This window comes from Marinomonas piezotolerans, assembly GCF_003362755.1.
Classification (GTDB): Bacteria; Pseudomonadota; Gammaproteobacteria; order Pseudomonadales; family Marinomonadaceae; genus Marinomonas; species Marinomonas piezotolerans.
This window is the reverse complement of the sequence record NZ_QKRA01000004.1, coordinates 105317-118421: the sequence shown is the minus strand read 5'-3', so window position 1 is coordinate 118421 and position 13105 is coordinate 105317. Positions and strand designations below refer to the sequence as shown.

Below are 13105 nucleotides of genomic sequence, written 5' to 3'. Positions count from 1 at the left end.
GCTAGCGGCATTCCAACGTCCATTTGCAGCGCACTCTAGCGCTTGCGCGTGGAGCGGAAAATGGACTTGGAATAGAGCAACGGAAAATCTGCTAGCGGCATTCCAACGTTCATTTGCAGCGTACTCTAGCGCTTGCGCGTGGAGCGTAGAATGGACTTGGAATAGATAGACGCGGGCTTAAAATCAACAGGCTATGCGACCTCTTCAGGATGAGGCAAACGACGATTCCGGAACCTTACTAACGTCCTACGATAGCGCCAAAACAACACACTCGCTAACAACAGCAAGCCACATCCTAAGCCAATATAAAAGCCACGAATCGTCAGAGTGTCAGCCCAAGGACTCACATGAGACAACCAATAACCAAGCGGAATACTCAGACCAAATAAAGAGGCCCCCATCGCGACCATTGCCGTTCGCGTATCGCGGAAGCCACGCAAAGCCCCCGTAAAGACGGTCTGCACCATATCCGGGAACTGGTAAATTGAAGTAATCACTAAAATAGCCGATGCCAACGCCGCAACTTCAGCACTATTGGAAAATAGTAATGGAATCTCAACACGAAACGTCTGGGTTAGTACAAAGCAGATAGTGACATAACCAACCCCTAAGCCGAGAATCATACGTACCCGCCGCCGCACTTCCTCCACCCCTTTAGTGGCCATTGCTTTGGCAACAATAATCGCCGTCACAGCACTCATAGCCATCAAAGGCGTAAACAAAATGGTTGAGTAAGACATCACGACTTGCCCTGCCCCAAGCGCTAAATCGCCAAACGAAGAGATCAACCAAGTGAGGGACGAGAACAAACCAATTTCAAAGGAAAACGCGAAGCCAGCAGGCATGCCAATACTGAATAAAATGCCAAATCGGCGGACATAGCGCCAGTGAATCTTGGAGAACAACGTATCCTGATTGATGCGTAAGTCATAAAAAATAAACACCAACAAAGATAAGTACACTGCTGCGACTGACGCAATGGCGGCACCAGCCGCTCCTAGTTCAGGAAAGCCAAATGCACCATAGATAAAGACGTAGTTGAAGATCACATTTAAGATCAGGCTCAATGTCGCGACCAGCAGAGGCACTCTAGGTTTGCCCGCTGCTTCAAATACATTTTTATAGGAGGTCATTAAGGTCAGCGCCATAAACGTAGGCGAAAAGATATATAAGTACTCAGAAGCCACTCGCTGAGTTTCGACTTCCGTCGCCATCAAACGAGCGGCATAGGGTAATAGAGTGATACTCATTACCGCACCAATCACACCCAAGATCAGCGAAAGCCCCAGCGCTTGAGACATGTATATATTCACTTGGCTGCGTCGGCGACCGTGCAAATGTCGCGTGACCAAGGGCGTTAAGCCAAAGGTAACACCAATCATAAAACACGCGACAGGGCCCCATAAACTTGACGCTAAACCGACCGCTGCAAGGTGTAGCGGATCATAATGCCCCAACATCACCGTATCGACGACGCTGATCGACAACTCCAAAGTCATCGTCAAAATCATAGGAAAGAGTAAGTGTAAAATCTCACTCATAGTAGGGAAGCGTTTTGCAAAAACCGAAAACATGGGACAACCAACGTCAAATTAAGCCAAATTAGCAAGCGGCGAATCTATCACCAAGCGGTCAAATTTGCATCAAAGCGTCCTTAAATTAAGAAGAATTTGCGCTTTTTAAGTACAGCGATTGCGCCAAACGTATGATCTCCTGATAATACGCGCTCAAAAAATGATACAGCTAACATTACCATGACCATACTCTCTACTCTCGGACCGTTACTTGCCGCTATGTTGGCTGGGTATTGGATCGACATCAAAACCTTCACTCCCCAACGGGTTGCGGTTGGCTTGAGCCAATTAACGTACGTCATACTCGGTCTGATTGGTTATAGCATCGGCGCACTAGACAATTTAGCGGCAAAAATTGCTATTGCAGGCTATCAAGCGTTTGTTCTGTTTTTGATGGTCAGCGTCATTCCATTAGGCGCATTGTGGATAAGCGGTCGAGTTTTCCACGCTAAAGCCAGCACAAGCGAACATGTGGACAATAGCCAATCCACTCATAATGCTTTACTTGATGCAGGAAAAACGCTCGCTTGGGTACTTGCTGGTGTTATGGCAGGCTGGAGTCTAAAAAGCTGGATTCCCAGCGTTGATGAGCCCGTCACATGGTTGCTATACCTGCTATTGTTCTTAGTTGGTTGCCAACTACGGCAAGGTAACTTTCGATTGCGCAAACTCTTCCTGAATACCCACGGAGTCGCTATCGCGATCACCACAGTTAGCACAACATTGCTGGCAGGGTTAATCGCGGGCAGTTTGCTAGGTTTAGATTGGAACAAAAGCCTTGCCGTCGTATCTGGCTTTGGATGGTATAGCTTATCTGGCATCTTAATTACAGGTCTAGGCGATCCGGTACTTGGCACCACGGCGTTTTTGCTGGACCTAGGCCGCGAAATCATGGCGCTAACGCTTATACCCATGTTAGCTCGCATCAATAGCCACTTATCCGTTGGCTATTCTGGGGCGACCGCAATGGACTTCACACTGCCACTTCTTGGCAAAGTTCATGGTCCAGATATCGTCCCTGTTTGTATTGCTAGCGGGTTCATCATGAGCTTTTTAGTCCCAATTTTAATACCGCTCTTTATGGGGATGTAGGCGCCAGATTAATATTACTTTTAATGATTTGCTTGCACTTGTTTCCATAGATCCAAAATCGCGTGCTGATCTTGGTCCGATACGTTTTCTGCAACCAATGTCTCTTTTAACGTCGCTTCAAAATATTGATCAAAAGGGACTTCTCCCTCTTCTTCTGCCGCGCTATGTAGCCCTAATAGCCCTAACAAATAGGCGCAAAAGAACAACTGATCGCCATCATTCGCCTGATGCTCAAGCTCGCGTAATGTCTCGCACAATGCATCTGCGCGTTCTGCGTAGGTGGTCATAAATTACCTCTAATCCTATAAAAGAAAGCCGACCACGCTTTCACGGGGTCGGCTTTGCATTAAAACCTAGCGAAGCTTAGGGCTTCAGCTTTAGTGTATCAAGTGTGCGAGCACGCACTTCAAGCAATAAGTCGGTATTCTCGACCAATGACTGCCCGTATGAAGGCACCATTTCTTTCATCTTGGTTTGCCATTCAGAGGATGCAATACGATCAGCAAAACAACTCTCAAGAATTTTAATCATCGTATCGACCGTCGTCGATGCGCCAGGTGAAGCGCCAAGCAATGCGGCGATGGTGCCGTCTTCAGCGACAATGGCTTCGGTACCAAATTCTAGTTTTCCACCGCCCTGAGCATCTTTCTTAATAATTTGAACACGCTGCCCTGCGTACGCTAACGTCCAATCTTTGTCCTGCGCATCCGGGAAGAAATTACGCAGAGAGTCACAACGGTCTTTATGAGACTGACGCACTTCACTGATTAAATACTTGGTCAAGTCCATATTATTCTTACCGACGCTTAGCATTGGCGCCAAGTTGTCGGTTCGCACACTTTTTATAAGATCTAGGATAGATCCTTGCTTTAAGAACTTCGTGGTAAAGCCAGCGAATGGACCAAATAAGATGGCTTTCTTGCCATCAATAATTCGAGTATCCAAATGCGGTACGGACATAGGCGGCGCACCAATCGGCGCTGCACCATAGACTTTCGCAAAATGTTGCTCTACCAGCTCAGGTTTCTCACATACAAGCCACTGACCACTGACAGGGAAACCACCATATCCCTTACCTTCTTTAATGCCAGCCTGTTGTAAGAGTGGTAACGCACCACCACCCGCGCCTAGGAACACAAATTTCGCATGAACGTCACGGCGTTGACCGTTTTGTGAAATTGTTACCTTCCATGATCCATCAGATTGTTGCTCTAAATCTTTGACGTCTGCGCCCAGTTCCGTTGTGAAGCCGTCCTGCTTAGATAAGTAGTCCGCCATGTTACGAGCGATTGCACCAAAGTTCACATCGGAGCCGTGCTCAATACGTGTCGCAGCCAATGGCTCATTGCCGCGGCGATTATTCATCACCAAAGGCATCCACTCCGTCAACGTATCTTTGTCATCAGTGAATTGCATTTCGCGGAAGGCAGGGTGTGCACTCATCGCTTCATAACGGGATTTAAGCATTTTTACATTACGCTCTCCCCACACAAAGCTCTGATGTGGTACTCGATTAATAAACTGTTTGGGTTCTGGCAATAACCCCTTCTCAACAAGATAGGACCAAAACTGTAAGCTCACCTCAAACGCAGCATTAATATTGACTGCTTTATCAATATTGGTTGTGCCATCCTCATTTTCAGAGGTGTAGTTTAATTCACAGTAGGCCGCATGACCTGTACCAGCATTGTTCCAACCGTCAGTACTCTCTTGAGCGATTTTCTCTAGGCGCTCTACCATCGTGATAGAAATAGATGGATCAAGCTCTTTAAGCAACATTCCGAGGGTAGTGCTCATTGCACCGCCCCCTACTAAAAGTACGTCTACATTCTTAGAGGTCATATGATTTCGCCGTTTCATAGCCAGTGGTGGTGGTTTGAGAATGCTATCGAAAGGAAGGCTCTTGGCCATGAAGCTCACTTAAATAGGAAAAATACCCTACAAAAACGGAAGCTATGCTATCCAGATGAAGATAATTGCACTTCGATACCACTCCCCCTCAGAACGCCACTCACAGCAATTATCACACCTCATCATTCAAAATGGGCACCATTACGTGGATTCTGAGCAAGTATGCCGTTAAGTATACGGATTTTAGCAAAAATGTCTTGAGACGATGGTATAAGTTTCGCGGGAATTTAGGTCAAAAAATGCAAATAAAAGCCGCAAAACGCCGCTCTTTTGTAAGGCAATCTCATCATTAAAAGCTTATGTATCCTAGGCTAGCGACGAAATTCACAATTTCATACACTTCAGAGCTTTATAAACGGCTGAAATAGCCGATATTTATAAAACCATTAGATAAAAAACTTGTGGGCACGGTACGTGCCAATGTGAGGCATGAGATGAAAGCGATTGATATCATGACCCGAGATGTAATCACTGTTGATATGGATACGCGGCTTCCTGATGTGCAGGTTTTAATGCACAGCCATGGTTTTCATCACTTGCCTGTGGTCGATCACGGAACCTTAGCAGGGATTATCTCAGATCGCGATCTGTTGCGTTTGGTCAGTCCATTTATTGGCAAAGTAAATGAACAACCACGCGATACGGATACGTTAAATCGGGCCGCACATCAAATCATGACCCGTCAACCCATCACTGTAAAAGCGGATACAGATATCAGAGACGTCGTCAATTGGATGCTTAAAACCGGCATTTCATGTGTCCCTGTCATTGATGATCAAAATCAGCTGATCGGCATTATCACTTGGCGTGACCTGATCGCTCACGCCAAGTTTGCTGATCCCGAAGCCAGTTAAGATAATACCTAGTTAAAGGTAAATACATACCCTGACGCACTTAAATAATCTGCTTCACGTTGCAAATTCGCGTGCGTTAGCGGACGACCATCTAACCACCCTGGTAAAAACTCAGCGTGCAACGACTTATCCGACGCTTTCAGTGAAAAGATCGGCATGTCACCTTCTTTACGATCAATATGAAGCATAATCGCTAAACGCAATAGGATTGCCAATCGATCAAGATCTTGCTGATCACTTTTCGTAAAGCGGAAGTCGAGGGATTGTGTAAACTTACGACGATGACGTAACACCAAGCTTGCTAATGCTTGCTGCTCCTGCTGGGAGAACCCTGGCATATCCGATTCACTGATAATGTAAGCACCGTGCTTATGGTAGCGGCTGTGAGAAATGCCTAAACCACATTCGTGTAACAGGCTTGCCCAGCGCAAAATGTCTTCATTTGAAACGGAATCTAGCTGCCAATCGTCTCTCACTTGAGCCAACATAGATAATGAAGTGTGAGTTACAAGCTTGGCTTGTTCCATATCGATATGATATTGGTTCAGCATATAGTTCACAGTACGCTCACGAATATCAGTATCCGCGTATCGCCCCATTATGTCGAACAACACCCCCTCACGTAAGGCACCAACAGAAAAGTCCATTTGCTTAATGCCAAAACATTCGAACACCGCCGTCAAAATAGCCAAGCCAGCCGCGATGGTTGTTTTACGTTCGGGTTTCAGGCCAAGTATCTCTATATTGTCCGCATGCCCTGCATCAAATAATAATTTCTGTAATTGTTTGAGCACTTTCGGCGTAATACCTTTTTTGCTCCAACCATTTTCTACAGCAATATTATAAACCGCTTTAATCGTGCCGGATGAGCCAATGGAAATATCCCATCCTTCATCTAAGTAATCATCCTGAATACTTAATAGCTCTAGGCGCGCTGCGGTGACCGCTTTTTGAAAGTTGGATTTGGTAATCACTCCATCGGGGAAAAAGCGCTTTCGATAACTAACACAGCCCATATGCAAGCTTTCCGTCAATATGGGCTCAAGCTGCTGGCCAATTATAAATTCTGTCGACCCGCCACCAATATCAACAACAATACGTTTTTGGTCACCATGATCCATGGTACGCGCGACACCCACATAAATCAGACGGGCCTCTTCACGGCCTGCGATAATCTCTACAGGATGGCTGATAACATCCATGGCTTTGGAAATAAAATCATAACGATTCTTCGCCGCACGCAAAGCATTGGTTCCAACCACTCTCACAGATCCTGGAGGAAGATCATCAATCACCTGTGCGAACTGGGCGATACAATCTAGCCCTCGCTTTTGGGATTCATCATCCAACATCCCATCATCTTGTAACCCTGCTGCCAACTGAACCTTTTCACCGTATTGTCCAATGATGCGCAGCTGACCATGAGCTACTTGCGCAACGACCATATGAAAGCTGTTAGAACCGAGATCAATCGCTGCAATTTTTTCAAACGGAAAATCATGCGATTGCTGCACTAAAAGTGATTGCATCCATCAACGCCTTTATAAAAGTTCAATGTATTGGCGAAGATTAACTGGTTTAACCTCGGGTGTCATGGGCAATTTCATGACAGTTGATAATCAAAATAACGACCATTAAAGGCGACATTTACCAAAAGCGGTCAAAAAATTAGCAAAAAACACAGTATTTAGACTTTAAAACTATAGACCTTGGCAATTAGTCGCACTATAGTAAGTCAGTCTACTGGATATTGATGATTTACAGAGATCAATTTTCAAAAGACCCCAATCAGGAATTACACGCTGTTTCGACTTACGCATGTTATGCAATTAGAACGTACATCAAGACTTTTGTTTCTGATGAGTGTTTAGTGTCGAAAAGCAACATTTTATATTAAATACTCCCGACATTGATCATTTATAGCTGTGTAATTACATCACCATGATCCCGTCATTTGTCCTCATATGAGCCAACATACAAACTCGTTTATGAATCTTACCGAACTAAAAAAGAAATCAGTACCAGAATTATTAGATATCGCAGCGGAAATGGGGTTAGATAACCTTGCACGCTCCCGTAAACAAGACGTTATCTTCGCGATCCTTAAGCGCCATGCTAAAAGTGGTGAAGATATCTATGGCGATGGCATTCTAGAGATTTTACAAGATGGCTTTGGCTTCTTGAGATCTCCGGACAGCTCATATTTAGCAGGCCCTGACGATATCTATGTATCACCTAGCCAGATACGCCGCTTTAATTTACGTACAGGCGATACCATTGCTGGCAAGATCCGCCCACCAAAGGATGGTGAGCGATACTTCGCACTACTAAAAGTTAACGAGATTAACTTTGATAAGCCTGACAGTGTGCGAAACAAAATACTATTTGAGAACCTCACACCTCTATTTCCCGATGACCGTTTGGTTATGGAAGCAGGCAACGGATCAACAGAAGATCTGACATCACGTATCATTGATTTGGTTGCCCCAATGGGTAAAGGCCAGCGTGCTTTGATCGTTTCTCCGCCAAAAGCGGGTAAAACCTTCATGCTGCAAAACATTGCGAATGCCATTACACGCAACAGTCCTGATTGCCATATGATCGTTCTGCTGATCGATGAGCGCCCTGAAGAAGTAACAGAAATGTCCCGCACAGTTCGCGGCGAAGTAGTCGCTTCGACGTTTGACGAACCACCAAGCCGTCATGTGCAGGTTGCTGAAATGGTGATTGAAAAAGCCAAGCGCCTCGTTGAACACAAAAAAGACGTGGTCATTTTGCTGGACTCGATTACTCGTTTAGCACGTGCTTATAACACGGTCATTCCTTCTTCCGGCAAAGTATTGACCGGTGGTGTCGATGCAAATGCATTAGAGCGTCCGAAGCGTTTCTTTGGTGCAGCACGTAATATAGAGGAAGGCGGTAGCCTTACCATTATTGCGACAGCATTGGTCGATACTGGCTCTAAAATGGACGAAGTTATCTTCGAAGAATTTAAAGGCACAGGTAACTCAGAACTACACCTAGATCGGAAGATTGCAGAAAAACGCACCTTCCCAGCGATCAACATCCGTCGTTCTGGCACACGTCGTGAAGACTTATTGACGACAGAGGACGAACTGCAACGCATGTGGATTTTGCGTAAGCTATTGAATCCTATGGAAGATATCTCTGCTACCGAGTTCTTAATTGACCGCCTTAAAGTCACCAAAACCAATGATGACTTCTTCGAATCCATGAAAGGCAAAAATAAATAGAACAATTCCTTTGTTCTTTAAAAAAGCCACTTCGCACAACTTTGTGATAGTGGCTTTTTTTATACTAAATTGCCCCAACATCGTACTACTACACACCACCAAGTAAGAACATACGGAGTCCATGAGGTGAAAAACGTCAACGCAAAGGTGGCTCACATTGAATCACTCAACAATACAGTTTACAAAGTAGAACTCGAGCTTGAGGGCACCACCTTCATTGCCGGACAGTATCTAATGATCGCCCTACCTAGCGGCGAAAAAGTCCCTTACTCAATTGGCAGCGCTCCGCATGAACTGCCTTCTTTGACGCTGTATATATTGGTGACCGAAGAGACGTCATTGGCCGCAAAAGTAATGAACCACTTACAATCCCAAGACACGGTGAGTGTGGCCATCCCTGGAGGCGATGCCAACATTAATGCGATACCAAGTGACACGACCGCGCCACTACTCTTGATTGCCGGCGGTACTGGGTTCGCACAAATGAAAAGTATCTACGATGACCTTATACATAAAAATCATGAAGGCCCAGTATATTTCTATTGGGGTCTTCGTACGTCTGCGGATACTTTCATTATGGACTGGATAGGCACCCACCAGGCGCCAGACAATTTCCACGTCCATGTCGTCTTGAACGAAGGGGATCAAAACTGGCAAGGTCGCACAGGCTGGCTATACAGCGCGATTTTAGAAGACCACCTTGATCTTACTCATAGCCACGCCTTTATTAGCGGCTCAGTGGGCATGGTATATGGCACTCTGGACCAACTAGAAGCCCGCGGTATCCAAGAGCGAAACTGCCACTCTGATGTATTTGCTTACGCTCCACGACCAAGCAAGTAACACCATCCAAAAAAGCCCGTATGGTTGCGATCCATACGGGCTTTTTGTTGTTCGTCGCTAGATATTATTAGCGAGCATTATCTGCTAAATCATTCAAAAGTACGCGTTGAGCGCTGCGGTACTCACCTTTTCGCGGCTTCGATAACTGATAAGAGCCATCGCTCTGCAAAATCCAGCTTTGTGTGTTGTCATGCAAGTAGTATTCAAGCTCGCGCTTCACTCGACGTGCCAGTTTGAAATCTTGAATTGGGAACGCCACTTCGATTCGGTTATTCAAGTTACGATCCATACCATCGGCACTGGATAAGTACACAAGCGGAGAGCGATTGTTATAAAAATAATAAACGCGCGTATGCTCAAGGAACCGTCCAATAACACTGCGCACACGAATATTGGAAGAGATTCCCTTGATACCAGGGCGCAAAGTACAAATTCCGCGTACGATTAGATCAATTTTGACACCCGCCTGAGAGGCTTTATACAAAGCCTGCACAAGTCGCTGCTCAGTCAATGAATTGACCTTGATAATGATGCGCGCAGGCTCTCCATTCGCAGCATTCTCTGCTTCTTTAGCAATCATCTCCAACAAGCGATCACGTAAAGTGAACGGCGCATGCAGTAGCTTTTTCACTTTCAGCTCTTTACTCATCCCTGTCAATTGCTGAAATACCCGATGCACATCGTCACCGATATCTTTGTCACAAGTTAAAAAACCATAGTCCGTATACATACGAGCATTACCCGCATGATAATTCCCCGTTCCCAAATGGACATAGCGATTCAACGATGCACCTTCACGTCGTACAATTAAAATCATTTTGGCATGGGTTTTATGACGCACAACCCCATAAACCACGATGGCACCCGCATCTTGCAATCGACTCGCCAACGCTAAGTTTTCTGCCTCATCAAAGCGAGCACGCAGCTCAATGACGACGGTCACTTCCTTACCATTACGCGCCGCCTCGACTAAGGCATTGGCGATAGGAGAGCGTGCCCCCGTACGATATAGCGTTTGACGAATAGCCACTACGTTTGGGTCTTTTGCTGCTTCGCTGAGCATATCCACTACCGGCGAAAAGCTTTCAAAAGGATGCATCAACAAATAATCTCGTTGACGAATCGCCTCAAAAATTCCGCCCGATTTGGCCAACTTGTTAGGTAAACCAGGTGAAAACGGTGCGTACATAAGATCTGGTCGATCTACCAACTCAAGCACGGCTAACAAACGGCTTAAATTCACAGGACCATCAATGCGATACAAATCATCATTACCTAAATCAAACTGAGCTAGCAATGAGTCAACAATATGTACTGGGCAGTTATCCGCAATTTCCAAACGTACCGAACTACCATAATGGCGGCTTTGTAGCTCGGTTCTAAGCGCTCCAGCCAAGTCTAAACCGATATCATCTGAGTCAACTTCAAGATCAGCATTACGCGTCAAACGGAATTGAAAACAGCCTTTCACCGTCATTCCAGGGAATAATTGATCGGCATGAGCATGAATAATGGACGACAAAAACACCATATTATCGCCCCCTTCACAGACATCATCTGGGAGCTTAACAAGACGAGGCAGCGAACTTGGCGCAGGAACAATCGCAAGCCCATTTTCTCGACCAAAGGCGTCTCGCCCTTCCAGCTCAACCACAAAGTTAAACGTTTTGTTAGCAAGGCGTGGAAATGGGTGCGCAGGATCTAACCCTATTGGGCTGATAATCGGCAGCACATTGTCTCGAAAATAACGTCTTACCCATGCTGCTTGCTTATCACTCCATACAGAGCGACGAATGAATCGAATATTCTCTTCTGCCAGTTTTGGGAAAATAATATCGTTCAGAATACGATACTGACGCCTTACCAACTTGTGCGCATGATCGCTAATCAGCTTCAGCACTTTTTTAGGGTGCATGCCATCTGGGCCGTTTTTCTCTCGACCATATTCAATTTGACTTTTTAGGCCCGCTACCCGAATTTCAAAGAACTCATCCATATTTGAGCTAAAAATGCACAAGAACATTAACCGATTTAACACTGGATGGTTCTCATCCATGGCTTGCTCAAGCACACGGGCATTGAATTGGAGGTGACTCAGCTCACGGTTAAAATAAAGCTCAGGGTCATTGATATCAATGTCTTCGGGTAAACGCTCTTCAATCGCGAGACGGCTTGGGTCGATCGGCTGCTCCGGGATGGGCTCTAGAATTAACTCTTCGGCAGCATCGGAAATCTCTTTGTTCACATCAACGTCAGCAGGTTTAGCACCCTGCTCAACCGTCGACTTAATTACTTCTCTTTCATTTACAGGCTGTTCAGACATAGTGTTCGCCAGCTCCAATTCCGTGCCATCATGATAGTAGGTGCTGACCCAAAATACTAAAATAGGGCCAGCGTTTAAAAATTACACTAACGTAGCAAATAGGTCACGAATTCTGGCAACCTAATTCACTGTTTTAGAAGACGTGCTGCGTCTTTTGCAAAATACGTCAAGATACCGTCAGCACCGGCACGTTTAAATGCCAAAAGCGATTCCATCATGACCGTATCTTTATCAAGCCAGCCATTTTGGAATGCAGCCATTTGCATAGCATATTCTCCGCTCACTTGATAAGCATAGGTTGGTACTCCCAACTCACTTTTTACGCGTCGGACAACATCCAAATACGGCATACCAGGCTTAACCATGACCATATCCGCGCCTTCCTCTAGATCCAGCATTACTTCTCGAAGCGCTTCGTCGCTGTTTGCAGGGTCCATCTGATAGGTAAACTTATTACCTTTACCTAGATTTCCTGCTGAGCCCACCGCATCACGGAAAGGGCCATAATAAGACGATGCATACTTCGCGGAATAAGCCATAATGCGCGTATGAATGTGGCCCGCGATTTCTAACTCCTCTCGTATAGCTCCGATACGACCGTCCATCATATCGGATGGTGCGACGACTTGAGCACCTGCATCGGCATGTGATAATGCCTGCTTCACCAATACCTCAACGGTCACGTCATTCATCACGTAGCCATCATTATCGATGATGCCGTCTTGACCATGCGTCGTGAAAGGATCCAATGCGACATCAGTCATCACACCAAGGTCAGGAAAATGCTCTCGTAATGCGCGTATTGCTCGCTGGGCCAACCCTTCGGGATTATACGCTTCTTCTGCTTCTAAAGACTTCTTGTCGTCACCAACAACCGGAAACAACGCCACCATAGGAATCCCTAGATCCACTAGGTCTTGCGCTTCTTGAAGCAGCAAATCGATTGTGACGCGTTCTATGCCTGGCATAGAAGAAACCATCTCTCGAGTATTCTGCCCTTCGATCACAAACATAGGATAAATCAAATCGTCAGCGCTCAAGCGATGCTCACGCATTAAACGGCGTGAAAAATCATCTTTTCGCATGCGGCGCATACGGGTGATCGGGAAGGTCATATACCAACTCCTTACGTTATGTGGTGTAAACTATAAATAAATTATGACAATTAGGTTACAGGAACAAGAAATGTCAAAGAATACAAGGGAAAGAGCGTTAGTAATAACTTCTTACCCATTTGTGCGCCTACTATTTTAG

The 13105-nt window shown here is 45.6% G+C and carries 10 protein-coding genes; 4 read left to right on the top strand and 6 right to left on the bottom strand.

The window, feature by feature from the left end; genetic code table 11:
- Positions 1 to 191: 191 nt before the first annotated feature.
- Positions 192 to 1574, bottom strand: coding sequence for an MATE family efflux transporter (locus DN730_RS10770; RefSeq protein ID WP_245957942.1), 1383 nt, complete (start codon positions 1572 to 1574; stop codon positions 192 to 194).
- A gap of 180 nt (positions 1575 to 1754) precedes the next feature.
- On the opposite strand from DN730_RS10770, the gene DN730_RS10765 reads away from it, so the two are divergent.
- Positions 1755 to 2666, top strand: a complete 912-nt coding sequence (locus DN730_RS10765) for a LysO family transporter (protein ID WP_115468147.1) — start codon at positions 1755 to 1757, stop codon at positions 2664 to 2666.
- A 20-nt stretch (positions 2667 to 2686) separates the two neighbouring features.
- Here the strand turns inward: DN730_RS10765 and DN730_RS10760 are convergent, their stop codons facing one another.
- A complete protein-coding gene (locus DN730_RS10760; RefSeq protein WP_115468146.1) occupies positions 2687 to 2953 on the bottom strand; it encodes a YfcL family protein in 267 nt (88 codons plus the stop codon).
- Between the two features lie 76 nt (positions 2954 to 3029).
- Complete coding sequence (mqo, locus tag DN730_RS10755) at positions 3030 to 4508, bottom strand: malate dehydrogenase (quinone) (protein WP_115468277.1); 1479 nt, start codon at positions 4506 to 4508, stop codon at positions 3030 to 3032.
- 503 nt (positions 4509 to 5011) lie between these two features.
- On the opposite strand from mqo, the gene DN730_RS10750 reads away from it, so the two are divergent.
- The gene (locus DN730_RS10750; protein WP_115468145.1) at positions 5012 to 5431 is read left to right on the top strand and encodes a CBS domain-containing protein; all 420 of its coding nucleotides are present in this window, start codon (positions 5012 to 5014) and stop codon (positions 5429 to 5431) included.
- 8 nt (positions 5432 to 5439) lie between these two features.
- On the opposite strand, the gene ppx is transcribed toward DN730_RS10750, so the two are convergent.
- On the bottom strand, positions 5440 to 6960 hold the full coding sequence (gene ppx, locus DN730_RS10745) for an exopolyphosphatase (protein WP_115468144.1): 1521 nt from the start codon (positions 6958 to 6960) through the stop codon (positions 5440 to 5442).
- Positions 6961 to 7419: 459 nt separating this feature from the next.
- Here ppx and rho point away from each other — a divergent pair, with 459 nt between their 5' ends.
- Both rho and DN730_RS10735 read left to right on the top strand, forming a co-directional pair.
- Entirely contained in the window at positions 7420 to 8685 is a 1266-nt protein-coding gene (rho, locus tag DN730_RS10740) for a transcription termination factor Rho (RefSeq protein WP_211313872.1), read from the top strand.
- A 126-nt stretch (positions 8686 to 8811) separates the two neighbouring features.
- Positions 8812 to 9528, top strand: a complete 717-nt coding sequence (locus tag DN730_RS10735) for an NAD(P)H-flavin reductase (RefSeq protein WP_115468142.1) — start codon at positions 8812 to 8814, stop codon at positions 9526 to 9528.
- 67 nt (positions 9529 to 9595) lie between these two features.
- On the opposite strand, the gene ppk1 is transcribed toward DN730_RS10735, so the two are convergent.
- Both ppk1 and hemB read right to left on the bottom strand, forming a co-directional pair.
- A complete protein-coding gene (gene ppk1 / locus DN730_RS10730; protein WP_115468141.1) occupies positions 9596 to 11851 on the bottom strand; it encodes a polyphosphate kinase 1 in 2256 nt (751 codons plus the stop codon).
- A gap of 125 nt (positions 11852 to 11976) precedes the next feature.
- Positions 11977 to 12966 (bottom strand): porphobilinogen synthase, encoded by a 990-nt coding sequence (gene hemB, locus DN730_RS10725; protein WP_115468140.1) that lies wholly within the window; start codon positions 12964 to 12966, stop codon positions 11977 to 11979.
- Positions 12967 to 13105: the final 139 nt, after the last annotated feature.